14 protein-coding genes, 1 pseudogene and 1 riboswitch are annotated in these 15,377 nt (G+C 68.2%); of the genes and pseudogenes, 10 read left to right on the top strand and 5 right to left on the bottom strand.

The window, feature by feature from the left end:
* The first annotated feature begins 33 nt into the window (after positions 1-33).
* The 5 genes from M9945_RS21010 to argE all read left to right on the top strand — a co-directional run bounded on the left by M9945_RS21010 (position 34) and on the right by argE (position 5,305).
* Positions 34-1,083, top strand: coding sequence for a TRAP transporter substrate-binding protein (locus M9945_RS21010; protein WP_367946098.1), 1,050 nt, complete (start codon positions 34-36; stop codon positions 1,081-1,083).
* Between the two features lie 76 nt (positions 1,084-1,159).
* Positions 1,160-1,723 carry a TRAP transporter small permease subunit gene (locus M9945_RS21005; RefSeq protein WP_367946097.1) on the top strand — a complete coding sequence of 188 codons (564 nt, stop codon included), beginning with the start codon at positions 1,160-1,162 and terminating at the stop codon, positions 1,721-1,723.
* Between the two features lie 28 nt (positions 1,724-1,751).
* Positions 1,752-3,020: a TRAP transporter large permease gene (locus M9945_RS21000; RefSeq protein WP_367946096.1), complete on the top strand. Its 1,269-nt coding sequence runs from the start codon at positions 1,752-1,754 to the stop codon at positions 3,018-3,020.
* 24 nt (positions 3,021-3,044) lie between these two features.
* Complete coding sequence (locus M9945_RS20995; protein WP_367946095.1) at positions 3,045-4,118, top strand: CapA family protein; 1,074 nt, start codon at positions 3,045-3,047, stop codon at positions 4,116-4,118.
* Positions 4,119-4,144: 26 nt separating this feature from the next.
* Complete coding sequence (gene argE / locus M9945_RS20990) at positions 4,145-5,305, top strand: acetylornithine deacetylase (RefSeq protein ID WP_367946094.1); 1,161 nt, start codon at positions 4,145-4,147, stop codon at positions 5,303-5,305.
* A 10-nt stretch (positions 5,306-5,315) separates the two neighbouring features.
* Here the strand turns inward: argE and M9945_RS20985 are convergent, their stop codons facing one another.
* The 3 genes from M9945_RS20985 to M9945_RS20975 are packed head-to-tail and all read right to left on the bottom strand — an operon-like array spanning position 5,316 to position 8,590.
* Positions 5,316-6,125, bottom strand: a complete 810-nt coding sequence (locus M9945_RS20985) for an SDR family NAD(P)-dependent oxidoreductase (RefSeq protein ID WP_367946093.1) — start codon at positions 6,123-6,125, stop codon at positions 5,316-5,318.
* Complete coding sequence (locus M9945_RS20980) at positions 6,118-7,458, bottom strand: amidohydrolase (protein ID WP_367946092.1); 1,341 nt, start codon at positions 7,456-7,458, stop codon at positions 6,118-6,120. The genes M9945_RS20985 and M9945_RS20980 overlap by 8 nt, the downstream gene beginning before the upstream one ends.
* 22 nt (positions 7,459-7,480) lie before the next feature.
* Positions 7,481-8,590 (bottom strand): amidohydrolase family protein, encoded by a 1,110-nt coding sequence (locus M9945_RS20975; protein WP_367946091.1) that lies wholly within the window; start codon positions 8,588-8,590, stop codon positions 7,481-7,483.
* Between the two features lie 59 nt (positions 8,591-8,649).
* On the opposite strand from M9945_RS20975, the pseudogene M9945_RS20970 reads away from it, so the two are divergent.
* The 5 genes and pseudogenes from M9945_RS20970 to M9945_RS20950 all read left to right on the top strand — a co-directional run.
* Positions 8,650-9,282, top strand: a pseudogene (locus M9945_RS20970) (transporter substrate-binding domain-containing protein); the annotation flags it as partial.
* Positions 9,283-9,308: 26 nt separating this feature from the next.
* A complete protein-coding gene (locus M9945_RS20965) occupies positions 9,309-9,749 on the top strand; it encodes a heme-binding protein (protein ID WP_367946090.1) in 441 nt (146 codons plus the stop codon).
* A 65-nt stretch (positions 9,750-9,814) separates the two neighbouring features.
* A riboswitch (TPP riboswitch) is annotated at positions 9,815-9,917 on the top strand.
* Positions 9,918-10,029: 112 nt separating this feature from the next.
* Positions 10,030-10,773, top strand: a complete 744-nt coding sequence (locus M9945_RS20960; protein WP_367946089.1) for an ABC transporter permease — start codon at positions 10,030-10,032, stop codon at positions 10,771-10,773.
* Positions 10,774-10,811: 38 nt separating this feature from the next.
* On the top strand, positions 10,812-11,747 hold the full coding sequence (locus M9945_RS20955; RefSeq protein ID WP_367946141.1) for an ABC transporter substrate-binding protein: 936 nt from the start codon (positions 10,812-10,814) through the stop codon (positions 11,745-11,747).
* 133 nt (positions 11,748-11,880) lie between these two features.
* Complete coding sequence (locus M9945_RS20950) at positions 11,881-13,248, top strand: GGDEF domain-containing protein (RefSeq protein ID WP_367946088.1); 1,368 nt, start codon at positions 11,881-11,883, stop codon at positions 13,246-13,248.
* 186 nt (positions 13,249-13,434) lie between these two features.
* Here the strand turns inward: M9945_RS20950 and M9945_RS20945 are convergent, their stop codons facing one another.
* Both M9945_RS20945 and M9945_RS20940 read right to left on the bottom strand, forming a co-directional pair.
* Complete coding sequence (locus M9945_RS20945) at positions 13,435-14,145, bottom strand: cysteine hydrolase family protein (RefSeq protein ID WP_367946087.1); 711 nt, start codon at positions 14,143-14,145, stop codon at positions 13,435-13,437.
* Positions 14,142-15,377: a CaiB/BaiF CoA transferase family protein gene (locus M9945_RS20940; RefSeq protein WP_367928376.1), complete on the bottom strand. Its 1,236-nt coding sequence runs from the start codon at positions 15,375-15,377 to the stop codon at positions 14,142-14,144. Before M9945_RS20940 ends, M9945_RS20945 begins: the two co-directional genes overlap by 4 nt.

Here is a 15,377-nt window from a genome sequence, read left to right as displayed (position 1 = left end):
GACGCATCGAAAAACCGAAAAAAGGGGAACATCATGCTGAAAACGACCAAAGCCTGCCTCGCCGCGATCTCGGTCGCGCTCCTGGCCAGCGGAACGGCATCCGCGCAGGACTATCCCAAGACCAACCTCAACGTTCAGGGCGGCTGGGCCACCGCCGGCATTTATCAGGAGATCGAGGTTCCGTTCTGGACGGAGCGCCTGCCGTCGATCACCGGAGGCAACGTCACGGCCACCATCGCCAGCCTCAACGAAAAGGGCCTGAAAGGTCCCGAGGTGTTTCGCCTGATGCGCACGGGCGTGATCGATTTCGGCACGTCCGCCCTCGGCTATGTCGCGGGCGACGACCCGCAGAACGAAGGCCCGGACCTTGCCGGCATCGCGCTCGACATCGAGACCGCGCGGAAGGTGTCCGACGCCTACAAGGCCACCCTTTCCAAGCTGTACATGGAGAAATACGGCATCAGGCTGCTGATGCTGTATCCGGCCGAGGCCCAGGTGTTCTGGTGCAACAGCCCGATCGCCAGCCTCGCGGACCTGCGCGGCAAGAAGGTCCGGACCGGCAACCGCACCGTCGCCGACTTCGTCGAGGCCGCGGGCGGCGTCACCGTCACCATGCCGTTCGGCGAGGTCGTGACCTCGCTTCAGCTCGGCGTGATCGACTGCGCCGTCACCGGAACCTTCTCCGGCAACAGCGCCGGCTGGCATGAGGTCACGACCCATCTTTATCCGCTCACCGTCGGCTGGAGCCCGTTCATGTACGCGGTCAACGCCAAGCGCTGGGAGAAGCTCGATCCTTCGCTCCAGACGTTGCTGACCGAGGAATTCGCCAAGCTCGAGGACGATATCTGGTCGGCCGGCGACGCCCGCACGACGGAAGGGCTCAACTGCGCCACCGGCGGCGCGTGCACCTTCGGAAAGCCGGGCTCGATGACCCTCGTGCCGCTGGCCGAAGCCGACAGCGCGCTGCGGGCGCAATATGTCGCCGAGGTGGTGCTGCCGCGCTTCGCCGAGCGTTGCGGCGAGGCCTGCATCGCCGACTGGAACCAGACGGTCGGCTCGCTGATCGGCATCGAAGCCAAGTAGGAAGCCAAGCAGGATGCCGCGAGGGCGGGCGGCGCTCCCGCCGCCTGCCTCCACCCGCTCCCGTCGAGGGTTGAACATGCTGTCGCTCATTCACGCCATTTCGCGCGGCTCCGTCTGGATCACCGGCGCGCTGCTGCTTCTTTCCGCGGTTCTCGTGGGCAGCGAAGTCCTGATGCGCAACTTCTTCCACTACTCCTTCGGCGGGGTGGACGAGATCTCGTCCTACATATTCGCCATCGGCGTCGCGTGGTCGCTCGCGTTCACCCTGCTGAGCAGGGCGCATATCCGCATCGACCTGATCTACGGGAAACTCGGCCCGCGCTGGCGCGCGGCGCTCGACATCCTGTCGCTCGCCTGCCTGCTGGCGGTCACGGGCCTGCTTTTCCAGCAGGCGCTCGAGACCACGCTCACCTCGTATGAGATCGGGGCGCGCTCGAACACCCCGCTCGGCGTGACCCTGTGGGTGCCGCAGACGCTGTGGACAGCGGGGCTGGGCTTCTTCGCCCTCGTCCAGCTCTACCTGCTGGTCAGCATCGTCCGCCTCTTCATCGCGAACAATGTCAGGCAGATAACCGCCCTCTCGGGCGTCAAGAGCATGGATGAAGAGATCGAGGACGAAATAGACGAAGCAAAGACTTGAGAAGCCGACAACAATCCAAGAGGGGAAGATGATCGCCTTTACATTCGTCGCGCTGATGGTCCTCGTTTTCCTGGCCATCCCGGTCGCGGCCGTCATGGGCGTTCTCGCCCTTACGCTGAACTTCGTCTTCACCGACATGCCGCTTTGGCGCGCGCTCGGCGAGGTGAGCTGGGGCGCGTTCACCGAATACACGCTGCTGGCGATTCCGCTCTACATCCTTCTGGGCGAGATATTCCTGCGCACCGGCATCGCGGAGGAGATGTACACGGCGCTCAGCAAATGGGTCTCATGGCTGCCGGGCGGCCTGATGCACGCGAACATCGCCTCGTGCACGCTGTTTTCCGCGACATCGGGATCGAGCGTCGCGACGGCCGCCACCATCGGCACGCTGGCGATCCCGCAGCAGAAGAAATACGGCTACAACGAGCGGCTCTTCCTCGGCTCGATCGCCGCGGGCGGCACGCTCGGAATCCTGCTGCCCCCGTCGATCAACATGATCATCTACGGGGTGCTGACCAATTCGTCGATCCCGCAGCTCTATCTCGCGGCGATCGTGCCGGGGCTGGTGATGGCCGCCATCTTCGCGCTGACGATCCTCGTCCAGAGCAGCGTGTTCAACGACACCGAGGTAAGGATCACCGCGACCTGGGGCGAGCGCATGGCCTCGCTGAAGAATCTCGTGCCGCCGCTGATCATCTGCGTCGTCATCATCGGCTCGATCTATGCGGGCATCGCCACGCCGACCGAATCGGCCGCGCTCGGGGTGCTCGCGGTGCTGGCCCTCGCCGCCTTCCGCCGGAAGCTCGGCGTGCAGGTGATGCTCAGCGCGTTCGAGAACACGATGCGCACGACCGGCATGATCATGCTGATCATCGTCTTCGCCTATTTCCTCAACTTCGTGCTGTCGGGCGTCGGCCTGTCGGGCTCGATCAACGCGCTCATGTCCAATCTCGGCCTGTCGCCGCTATGGACCCTGCTGGCGGTGATCGCGTTCTACGTGGTCCTCGGCTGCTTCATGGAAACCCTGTCCATGATGATCGCGACCATCCCGATCGTCGCGCCGATCGTCTTCATGGCCGGCTTCGACCCGGTCTGGTTCGGCGTGATGATGATGATCCTCGTCGAGCTGGCGATGATCACGCCGCCCATCGGCATCAACCTCTACGTGGTCCAGGGCATCCGCACGAGCGGCGGCATCGGCGACGTCATCGTCGGCGCGCTGCCCTTCGTGCTGGCGATGTTCGCCATGCTTGCCCTGCTTATCCTGTTCCCCGGGATGACGCGCGTGTTTCTCTAGATAGCCCCGCAGGATCGACCGATCATGTCAGACAGATTTCTTCTCACGGCCGCCGGCGACATCGTCATCAGGCACCCGCTCTTCGGCGAGGGCGCGGTCAGTTCGCCCGGCTTCGACGAGCTGATGGCCTTCCTGCGCGGCGGCGATCTCGTCTGGGGCTCCTGCGAGGTGCAGTTCTCGACGCGCGGGTTCCGCACCGATTCCACCATAGCCTATCTCGTGCCGCCGAGGGTGGGGCAGGACCTCGGCAAGGCGGGGTTCAACGTGATGACGGTCGCCACCAACCATACGTGGGACTACGGCCCGGACGCGTTCCTCGACACGCTCGACAACCTGTCGGCCGGGGGCGTCACGCCGGTCGGCGGCGGGCGCACGCCCGAGGAGGCGTGGCGGCCGATGATCCGCGACGTCGGCGGCGTCCGCGTCGGCATCCTCGCCGCGTCGTGCCTCGTGCCGCCCTATTACGCGGTGCTCGACGACCGGCCGGGCATCGCCGCCGTGCGCGTCCGCCAGCTCGCGGCGCTGGACCCGATCGGCATGATGATCGAGCCCGGCGCGCCCATCAAGATGGAGAGCTTCGCCGAGCCGGAGGACGTGGAGCGGCTGGTCGAGGCCGTGTACCGGCTGAAGGCGGAGACGGATGTGGCCATCGTCAGCATGCATTGGGGCTACGGCCGCGGGACGCCACTCGCGACCTATCAGCGTCCCCTGGCGCAGCAGATCGTCCGCGCCGGCGCGGACATGATCCTCGGCAATCACGGGCACAGCCCGACGGCCATCGAGACGATCGACGGCAAGCCCGTCATCTACAGCCTCGGCAACAACATCGCCCAGCAGGACAGGATCAACGCGACGCCGCGGCAGCTCGAAATCTTCGAGGACATCGACCCGTGGTCCGTCGTCGCGGAGTTCGACATCGGCCGCGACGGCGTCCGCCGCATTACGCTGGTTCCCACGGAATGCCAACCGGACGGCCTTCCCGTCATCGCCAGGGACCCGGCGGTCTCGAAGGCCATCCTGGAGCGCGTGGCCCGGCTCTCGGCACGCTACGGCACCGCGATCCGCATCGAGGACGGCAGGGCCCACATCGCGTTCTGACCGCAACAAGCATCGGAAAACAGTCCATGAATCTGGAAAACGACATCCGGATCCTCTCGGATCTCGTCGCCTGCCCGTCCGTGAGCGACCGATCCAATCTCGATATCATCGATTACATCGAGGCATATCTGGCCGGCCACGGGGCCGAGACCCGGCGCCTTGCCTCCCCGGACGGCGACAAGGCCAACCTCGTCGCGCGGATCGGCCCGGACGCGCCGGGCGGACTGATCCTGTCGGGGCATACGGATGTCGTTCCGGTCGAGGGCCAGACGTGGGATACGGACCCCTTCAGCCTGACGCGCGTCGGCGACAGGCTCTACGGGCGCGGCGCCGCCGACATGAAGGGGTTCATCGCCGGCGCGCTGGCATGCGTGCCCGAGCTCGTCCGGCTCCCGCTCGCGAAGCCGGTCTATTTCTGCCTTTCCTACGACGAGGAGCTGGGGTGCCTCGGCGTTCACGGCCTCATCGACCACCTGAAGGAACGCGGCATCGACCCCGACCTGTGCATCGTTGGCGAGCCGACCGGCATGGAGGTCGGCCTGGCGCACAAGGGCAACCGCACCTATCGCCTCGCCTTCACCGGCGAGGCCGCCCATTCGAGCCGCGCGCCGACCGTCGTCAACGCCGTGGCCTATGCCGCCCGGTTCGTGTCCGCCGTGACGGAGGAAGCGGCGGGCTTCGCGACGGCGGGGCCGTTTCAGGACGGGTTCGACGTGCCCCACACGACCGTGCATGTCGGGGTGATGAACGGCGGCACGCAGGTCAATATCGTGCCCGACCTTTGCGTCGTCGACATGGAGATCCGCTACCTTCCGGGAGAGGATGCGGACGCGCTGGCCGAGCGGTTCGTCTTCGGGCCGGCAAGCAGGCTGAACGAGGAGATGGCGGCGCGCGGCGCCGGGTGCGGCGTGACGGTGGCCGACGTCTATTCCTATCCGGCCTTCCGCATGCCGGCGGACGACCCGGCCGTTCTGCTGGCGAAGCGCTGCGGCGGCAAGAACGCCGACGTGAAGCTCTCGTTCGGGACGGAAGCGGGCTGTTTCACCCAGGCGATGAACATACCCGTGATCGTCTGCGGCCCCGGCGATATCGCGCAGGCTCACAAGCCGGACGAGTTCGTCACCGTGGAGCAGCTCGCCAGATCACGGCAGTACATCCTCTCCTGCGTCGGAGCGATATGCCGCTGAAGAACGGGCTTCAGCCGCACTCCTGTTCCGCTATCCCGGCGGAATAGCCGCCGTCTATCGGATATACCGATCCCGTGCAGAAGCTGCTTGCGGGCCCCAGCAGAAAACATGCCAGCTCCGCCACCTCCGCGGGCAGGCCGGTCCGCTTCATCGGGATGCGCCCGATCTTGCGTCGATGCGCTCTTTCGCTCTCGTCGTCCTTCAGGGCGGCGCGCACGCCTTCGGTGTCGACCAGCCCGACGCGGATCGCGTTCACCCTGACGCCCTGCGCCGCGAGCTCGATCGCCTGAACCCTCGTGAGTTGCTCGAGGGCGGCCTTGGACGACGCGTAGGCGGCGAGGCCGGCGCGCGCGATCCTGGCGGCGGTGGAGGAGATGTGGACGATGCTGGCCGGCGCGCGTGGCGACGATCGCTGCGCGACGAGCTGCGTGATCAGCATGGGCGCGCGGAGGTTGATCGCGAAAAGCCGGTCCCAGGACGGGATGTCCTGTGCCATGACGCCTGAAACGCCGACGATGGCGGCGCAGTTGACCGCGCCGGCGAGCCTGGCCGCGTGGAAATCGTCGACGGCCGATCCGAGCTTCCGGTACGTATCCGGGTCCGCGAGATCGAGCTCGACAGGCACGATGCGTTCCCGGGCGAGGGACGATCGGCACAAGCGCTCCAGCCCGTCCCCGGACGCGTCCACGGCGAGCACGGCCGCGCCGCGATCGACAAGCGCGGTCGCGACCGCCTTGCCGATGCCGGACGCCGCGCCCGTGACGATGAAGGCCGACCCCGCGAACTGTTCCGCGATCATGCCGGTGCCCCCGTCAGCCAAGATTCGCCGTTCCGTCGAAGACCTCGCCGGCGTCGAACCCGCGACGAAGCGCGAGGTATTCCTCCTTCGTCAGCTTCGGCTGCGCGCCGCGCAGGACGGACCGGCCCTCGGCGGCGCCGTCATACAAAAGGTCGATCGCAAGCATCGCCATCGATTTCGCGGGGTTGACCGCGGCGAGCACATGGTCGCGCACGTAATAGTCGCGGCTGTGCGGCGCGCCCACCGTGCCGCCGCTGCGCGGATGCACGACCGGCATCAGCATGCTCAGGTCCCCGACATCGGTGGAACCCGTCTGGTGGCGGGCCACGCCCATGCGCGCGCTGCCGACGACCTGCGCGCAGTTCTGATATTGCAGCTCGATCAGGCGCTTGTCGGGGTTGTTGGGCATGTAGCCGGAGACGGTCTCGATCTCGACGGCTGCGCCGATCGCCAGCGCGCCCGCCCTCATGCAGCGATCGACGAGTTGGCTCGCCTCGCGCATCGCCTCGACCGTGCGCGCGCGCACCATCGTCTCGATCCGCACATCCGAAGGCACCGAGCTGGTGCCGTCGCCGCCCTTGGTGATGACGGGGCTGATGCGGACGAGATCGCTCTCCGCGAAGCGTTCGCGCTGGGCGTCGATGGCCGAGATCGACAGGAGCGCCGCTTTCAGGGCGTTGACGCCCTTGTGGGCGAAGCTGCCCGCGTGAGCGGCGACGCCCCTGAACCGGATGCGCTTGACGAGCGCTCCGTTGTGCGTGTCGCCGACGCTCGCATGGCTGTCGTCCAGCCCGTGCGGCGTGTGCGTGATGGTGACCATGTCGATGTCGTCGAACGCGCCGATGCGGACGAGTTCCGGCTTGCCGATGACGAATTCCAGCGCGCCGGCCTTGCGCAGTTCCAGGCGCTCCTCGATCTGGATGCATTCCTCCGCCGGCACGGCGAACAGCACGACGTCGCCGTCGAGATGCTCCATGACCGTCTGCAAGCCGATGCCCGCGCCGATCATCGACGCGATCTGGGCGTTGTGGCCGCAGCCATGCGCGGCGCCCGTCGCCGGGTTTGCCACCGGGCTGTCGGGCGTGAGGATCGCATCGAGCTCGCCGAGGATCCCGACGGTCGGCCCGTCGGAGCCGCCGCGCATCCTGGCCTTGACGCCGGTGCGCGCCAGACCGCTTTCGAAGGCGAGGCCCATGTCGCGGAACTTCTCCTGCACGATCCTCGACGTGCGCTCCTCGAAGAAGCCGGTTTCGGGGTCTGCGAGGATGCCGGAACTGAGCGCCACGATCTCGTCCGCCCGCCTGTCTATCTCGGCGCAGACCCGCTGCTTGAGTTCTTCCTTCGAGAGAGCCATCGCGTCATGCCTCATGCGTTCGTCAGCTGAAGAAGCGGCGGCCGAGGTCGCCGGTGCGCGCACCGCCCGCGCCGCCCTTTTCAGAAATGGACCCTGCCAGACGGCCGCAGACGGCCCTGCCCGCCTTCATGACGAGCCCGAGCCTTTCGCGCCGGCGCAGGATGCCGACATCGTCGAACGGGTTGCCGTCGACGACGAGAATGTCGGCCTGCATGCCCTTCCTCAACGTGCCGGTGCGGTCGGCGATGTTGATGCAGCGCGCCGCATCCCCGGTTCCGGAGACCAGCGCCTGATGCGGCGTCAGGCCGGCCTCGACCAGCATCTGCAGCTCGAGCGCGAAGTCGAGGCCGTAGCCGCCCGCGTCCGAGCCCATCGCGATCGGCGCGCCGGCCTTCAGCACCATCTTCACGCTTTCGCGGTGCTGGGCCTCCACCTGCCGCGCGCGTTCCTTTTTCCAGTCGGGGCCGTTTTCCGCATGCAGCCTGTAGGCGGCGAGGGTGGGGATATACCAGATGCCCTTCTCCGCAAGCATGTCGGCGAGGCGCGGCGTCAGCTCCGCGCCGTGCTCCAGCGTGTCGACGCCGGCTTCGATGGCGACGCCGACGCCCGGCCCGGAGACCGCGTGGCAGGCGATCGGCAGGTCGAGCGCGTGCGCCTCGTCGACGGCCGCCTCCACCTCCGCGCGGTTGAAAGCCGGCTTCCAGGGCGGGCACTTGGCGGAGCTCACCGCGCCGGTCGAGCCGATCTTGATCACGTCGGCGCCGGCCCGGGCGCATTCGCGCACGCGCTGGCGGACCTCGTCGGGGCCGTCGCAGACCGGATAGGGCGTGCCCGGAAACGGCGGCGACTTGATGCCGTGCCTGGTGGTGCGGTCCAGGACGCTGCTGGTCGGCGTCAGGAACGTGATGCTCGTCTGTATCTCCGGCCCCGAAACGAGGCCCTGGGCGACCGCGTCGCGAAAGCCGGCGTCCAGTCCGCCGAGATCGCGGGCGGCCGTGCACCCGCCGCGCAGCACGTAGTCCATGTTGAAGACCGTCTCGGACGCGAGATAGGCGAGGCTGCTGCCCTGATGCCCGATCAGGTCCATTCCCCACATCGCGAAATGGATATGGGTGTCGATGAGGCCGGGCATGACGGTCGACCCGGCGACGCGCGCCGGAAGCCGGCGTCTTCTTCGTCGCCGTCGGCGAGGACGGCGCGCCGCACGGCGTCACCGCCGATATCTTCCTTGCGCTGGGCGGGACGCTCGGCCTCGCCGTCGACTTCGGCGTCTTTCCCAATTCGGGGGAATGCACCGACGCGCTGGCGCGCGGCGAGATCGACGTCGCCTTCATGCCGGTGGACGACATACGCCGCGCCAAGGTCGCGTTCGGCCCGGCCTATTACCTGCTGCGCAGCACGTTCCTGATCGCGGGCAGCGCGGCGAGCCGCACCATCGCCGAGTACCGGGCGCGCGGAATGGCCTTCGTCGGCATCGCCGGCACCACGACGCTGCGCGCCGCGATCCGCACCTTCGGCGGCGAACGCGCCAGCGAGGCGCGCGACGTCGACGAGGCCGTCGCCCGGTTCGGTCACGGCGCGGTGGACGCGATCGCGCTTTCGGAGGACTATCTGCGCGCCGTTCAGCCGCGGTTCCCCGGCTCCGTCGTCATGGAGGACGCGTTCCAGGAGACCAGCATCTCCATCGCCGTCCCGAAGGACAGGCCGCAGGCGTCGGCGCTTGTCGCGGAGTTCCTGGAGAACGCGAAAGCCGCGGCGGCGATAAGGCGCATCTTCGACGCGCGCGGCCTCGCCGGGGAGCCGGTCGCGCCGCAGGGCGTGTGAACACGACGACAGGGAAGGGCAAGACGATGACCGTGACACTGGCGCAGGCGCAGACGATCTGCACGCAGTCCCTGGCGAAAGGCCGCGAACTCGGGCTGGCGCCGCTGACCGTCGTCGTCCTCGATGCCGGCGGCGTCACCGTCTGCATGATGCGCGAGGACGGCTCCTCGCTCCTGCGGCCGCAGATCGCGACCGGCAAGGCGTGGGGCACGCTCGGCATGGGCTTCGGCGGACGCGAGCTCGCCCGCCGCGCCGAGGCCCTGCCGCACTTCTTCAACGCGCTGTCCGACATGTCGCAGGGCCGCATGGTGCCCGTGCCGGGCGGCGTGCTCGTGCGCGACGCGGCGGGCGGCATCGTCGGCGCGGTGGGCATCAGCGGCGACACCTCGCCGAACGACGAGATCTGCGCCCTCCACGGCATCGAGGCGGCCGGATTGCAGGGCGACACCGGCGATCCGGCGCAATAGCGTTCCGCGCCGCACCGCCTTCGATCGAAAGGCTTGACGGCGCGGCGGCCGGCGCTCTAGAGATGATCCATTCCGAGGGGAGCGCCGAACGGCGCTGAGACGGCGGTGAGCCGGACCCTTGAACCTGATCCGGATCATGCCGGCGTAGGAACGGAACAAGGGCCAAGGCCGATTTCCTCTTCTTCGCTCAACCGGATCTCCGTGATGAAAGTCGGGAGATCGCCCATGCTTCTTCTATCCCTGCCCGAGCCACCCGCTTCCCGCCGGTAGGAGAAAAGCGATGCGCGCCTTGTCGGGGGCGGTGCGGACGATGCTGACGCTGGTCGCGGCGTGGCAGGCCATCGTGTGGCTGGTCGCGCCGCCGCGCTACATCCTGCCCGCGCCCCTCGACGTCATCGCGGTTTTCCCGCGCCAGTGGCGCCACCTCCTCGACCACACGCTGGTGACGACGGGCGAGATCGCCGCCGGCTTCGCGGCGGGGACGCTGCTCGGCATCGCGACCGCGCTCGCCGTCGCGGCGCTGCCGCGGTTCGGCCGCATGGTCTGGCCGCTGGTGCTGGTATTGCAGGCCTTTCCCGTCTTCGTCCTCGCGCCCGTCCTCGTCCTGTGGTTCGGCTTCGGCATGGCCTCGAAGGTGGTGATGACGACGCTCATCATCTTCTTTCCGGTCGCCTCGGCCTTCGCCGACGGCCTGCGCCGCATCGACCCCGAGATCCTCGACGCGACGGCGCTGACATCGGCGAGCCGCTGGCAGGCGCTCGTCCACGTGCGCGCGCCGCTGGCGCTGCCGGCGCTGATCTCCGGCCTGCGCGTCGCCGCGCCGCTGGCGCCGCTCGGCGCGGTGGTCGGCGAATGGGTCGGCGCCTCGGCGGGGCTCGGCTTCGTCATGATCCAGGCCAATGCCCGCATGCAGACCGACACGGTGTTCGCGGCGATGGCGATCCTCGCCGTGCTGACGCTCGCCCTGCGCCGGGCGGTCGACGCGCTGGCGCCGCGCCTCACGCCCTGGGCGCAGGAACGATGATCCCCCTTCACCAACCCGACAAAAGGAAACCGAAGATGATACGCAAGACGGCCCTCGCCCTTCTCCTCGGCCTCGCCATGGGCGGCGCGGCGCAAGCCGCCGACAGGCTCACCGTCCTGCTCGAATGGTTCGTCAATCCCGACCACGCGCCGCTGGTGGTGGCGCGCGAGCTCGGCCTGTTCGAGAAGGCCGGGCTCGAGGTCGAGCTGCTGCCGCCGTCCGACCCGTCGATCGTGCCGCGCGCCGTCGCCTCCGGCCAGGCCGATATCGGCATCCACTACCAGCCGAACCTTTATCTCGACCACGCGGCCGGCGTGCCGCTCGTCCGGTTCGGCACGCTGGTCGAGACGCCGCTCAACACGCTGACCGTCCTCGCCGACGGCCCGATCAAGGAGATCGGCGACCTCGCCGGCAAGCGCATCGGCTTCTCCGTCTCTGGCTTCGAGGACGCGATGCTCGGGCAGATGCTGGAAACGGCCGGCGTCGACCCGAAGAGCGTCGAGCTGGTCAACGTCAATTTCGCGCTGACCGCCTCGCTGATCTCCGGGCAGGTCGACGCCACCATCGGCGGCTTCCGCAATTTCGAGCTGACCCAGATCCGGCTCGAAGGCCATGAAGGCCGCGCCTTCTTTCCCGAGGAGAACGGCGTTCCGGCCTATGACGAGCTGATCTTCGTCACCCGGCCCGACCTCGCCGGCGACGCGCGCCTCAAGCGCTTCCTCGAGGCGGTCGAGCAGGGCGCGGTGCACCTGACCAACCATCCGCAGGAGAGCTGGGCGCTGTTCGTGCGCGCCTATCCCGACCTCGACAACGCGCTCAACCGTCAGGCCTGGACCGACACGCTGCCGCGCTTCGCCAAGCGGCCCTTCGCCCTCGACCGCGCCCGCTACGCCCGCTTCGGCGCCTTCATGGCCGGGCGCGGGCTGATCGGCAAGGCGCCGGCTGTCGAGGACATCGCCGTCGAGCTGGAGTGAATATCCACAGGGCCGCGCGCCGATCGCTAAGATTTTCCTCGACCGCCTAACCTGACGTTGAGGAAGATCGCCTATCCCTAGGGCATGGGTTTCGGTGCGGCGGATCGGGGGCGAGCGCAGGGCGGCATATCACGTGACTTTCATCCTCATCGCCTCGGCCATCGCCATCGCCATCATGGCGATCATCTTCCTTTGCCTGCGCGCGTCGCGGGTGGCGGGCCTGTCGAGCTTCGCCGCCTCGGCCATGCTGGGCTCGTTCGCCATCGGGCTCGGCGCCGCCGGAAAGCTGGTCCTGCCGCCCAACCTGATCGGCCTGCCGGAATCGCCGCTGGTCATTCTCGCCTGCCTGCTTTTGCTGTCGAGCTTCCGGCAGTTCCTGTCGATGCCGGCGCTGCGCCCGCTCACCATCGCGGCCGTCGTCGCGGCGTTCACCGTTTTCCACGTCGCCTTCGCACTTATCCAGGGCGGCGTCACCAGCGTCATCGGCGCCGGGACGGCCTCCGTCATCTTCGCCGCCATCGCCCGCACGATCTGGCGCGGCCGGGGAAACGCCGACGCGCCGGCCGCGTTCGTCGTGTTCGCGATCGTCTCGGCCTCCACGGTCTCGGCCTTCTTCCTGGCGAGGTTCGTGACGATCGCGTCGGGCATCGACGGCTCGAGCTACTTCGCCGACCCGACGGCGTGGAACCTCGCCGTCTCGTCCATCCGCATCCTCGTGTTCCCGCTGGTCTACCTGTCGGCGATCCTGCTCGTTCAGGGACGGACCGTCGCGAGGCTGGAGCGGGCGCTGGCCTATGACGACCTGACCGGCGCGCTGTCGCGGCGCGCGTTCATCGACGCCTGCTCGCGCCATTTCGCGCAGGGCCGCGACGGCGGCGCGGGGACGCTGCTGTTCCTCGACCTCGACCATTTCAAGCAGCTCAACGACCGCCACGGCCACGCCGTCGGCGACAAGGCGCTCCGGCATTTCGTCGAGGTCGCCTCGACAGTCCTGCCGCCGCGGGCCAGCCTCGGCCGGCTCGGCGGCGAGGAGTTCGCCGTCCTGCTGCCGGCGAGCGCAAACGCAGCCGCGGCCACCGTGGCGGAGACGATCATGCAGGCGGTCAGGGACAACCCGCTCGATACCGGCCGGGCGCTCGCCCCGATGACGGTCAGCATAGGCAGCGCCGCCGCGCATCCGGGCATGGCGATGGACGATGTCCTCAAGCGCGCCGACGACGCGCTCTACCGGGCCAAGGCGAGCGGCCGCGACCGCCTTTGCCACGCCGACGAGGTACATTCCGTCGCCGGCCCCCGCACCGGAAGAGCCGCCAGCGCCGGGCGCGGGCGGATAAAGACGCCCCCGCCGCTGGTGCCTGCTGCCGTAGCCGGGCCCGCCGGCCGTCAGCCGTTGCCGAGCAGCGATGCCCGGCCGACGCGCGAGAAGGCGGGGTCGTTCTCCAGCCCGCCGAGCCAGCCGGTGCCGAGCTTTGGCACAGAGGCGAGCAGCAGGCGCGTATAGCCTCGGTCCGGCCCCCGAGCGTGTCGAGGAGGACATTGCAAGGGCACAAGTTCGCCGCCACGACGACGAGGAAACGCTCAAGGCCATCGAGACCAGGCTGGCCGCCGCAGACAAGCAACTCGAAGACGCGATAGACGCGATCCTGGCCGCCTGAGCCTGCCTTTCCCGCCTTGCCGCAAGGCGCCGTCAGGCTTGCCGCGCGACCGTCCCGCTCTCCGCATGATCCTTGCGGAGGGCGTCGAGAATGTCGTCGACGGGCAGGACGTCGGCAAACTGACGGTCCATGTCGAACAGGCTGATGGCGTGGGAGATGGGTATCCGGTCGAACACCGCATCCTCGGCGACGATGGTCCTGAAATTGTAGGACGCGCTGTCGAACACGGTCGCCCTGACGCAATTCGACGTCGCGCCGCCGATGATGATCACCGTGTCGATGGCCCGATCGATCAGGTAGCCGAGCAGAGGCGTGCCGTGGAAGCCGGAAGGCTTCTTCTTGACGAAGACGATGTCGCGCGCGGACGGCCGGAAGCTTTCGGCCAGCTCGGCGCCTTCCGTGCCTGCCAGGCACCATTTGTCGGAGCGGAGCAGGTCGCGCTTGCGGCCGTAGACCCCGATGTCGGCGCCGTTCGGATCGACCTCGAACAGCGTGAAGAACACCGGAATGCCCATCTGCTGGGCCGACCTGACGAGATGGGCGCCGCGCTCCAGATTCGCGCGGCCGAAGGCGCCGCAGCTGGAAGGCCACAATTCGTCCGCGCCCTCTTCGCCGACCATGTATTTCTGGCAGTCGATCGCGACGATGCACGGCTTCTTCCCGAGCCCGATGCGGCGCGAGAACCTTGCCTTGGCAATGACGCCGCGCACCTCGTCGTCCAGATACCGGTCCCAGGGCCTCATCGTCCGGACTCCGCGCCCTGCCGCTTGCCGGCCTTCAGCTCGTCGAGAATCTCGGCGCGGTGCTGGTCGACCCGCGGCCCGCCCCAGCGAATCCTGCCCGGCGTCCGCGACATGCGGGGAAACACGTTCTGCATCGCCATGAGTCCCAGATCCTCGTCATCGATATGCGTGACCGTCTGCCTCGCGATGAACTGCGGGTCGCTCATCGCCTGCTCGATATCGTAGATTGGGGCGATGGCGGCATTGGCCTTCTCGAACGCGCTGATCACCTCGGCGAGGCTGCGTTCGCCGATCCATCCGCCGATCACCTCGTCGATCTCGTCGACCGCGGCCAGCCGCCCCTCGGTCGTCGCGAAGCGCGGGTCGGCCGCCCATTCGCTGCCGCCGGTCAATGTCAGGACACGCTGGACGATGGAAGGCGCCGCGGCCGACAGAGCGACCCAGCGTCCCTCGCGCGTGCGATAGGCGTTGCGCGGCGCGTTGTTCACGGAGCGGTTGCCCGTGCGGTTCTGGATGATGCCGAGCTGGTCGAAAACGGTGGCCTGAGCGCCCAGTAGCGAGAACAGCGGCTCGTAGATCGCGAGGTCGATATACTGCCCGAGGCCCGAGCCTTTGGCGTCCCGCTCGTAGAGCGCGAACATCACGGCGAACGTGCCCCAGTAGGCGGCGACGCCGTCGGCCAGGCCGAACGGCGGCAGGGTGGGGGCGCCGTCCGGCTCTCCGGTCACATGCGCGAAACCGCTCATGGCCTCGGCGAGCGTGCCGAATCCGGCCCGGCGGGCATAGGGGCCGGTCTGGCCGAAGCCCGTGACCCGCAGCATGACCAGCTTCGGATTGATCGCCTGGAGGTCCTCCCAGCCCAGTCCCCAGCTTTCGAGCGTTCCGGTGCGGAAGTTCTCGACCAGGACGTCGGCCTCCGAGATCAGCGCCTTGAAGATTTCCTTGTCTTCCGGCTCCTTCAGATTCAGCGCGATCGTCCTCTTGTTGCGCGAGACGACCTTCCACCACAGGCCGTGGCCGTCCTTCTCGTAGCCCATCCGGCGAAGCGGGTCTCCGGTCGGGTGCTCGATCTTGATGACGTCCGCGCCGAAATCTCCCAGCATCGAGGCGCACAGGGGGCCGGCGAACAACGTCGCGCAGTCGACGACCTTCAGGCCCGACAGCGGGCCCGGCAGTGGGTCCGGCAGTGGGTCCGCATGGGCGGATACATGGTCAGTCCGGGTCGTCTTCAT

The organism is Aquamicrobium sp. (genome assembly GCF_023954335.1).
Taxonomy (GTDB): domain Bacteria; phylum Pseudomonadota; class Alphaproteobacteria; order Rhizobiales; family Rhizobiaceae; genus Aerobium.
The sequence above is the reverse complement of the archived record's forward strand: the minus strand, read 5'-3'. Positions and strand labels throughout refer to the sequence as shown.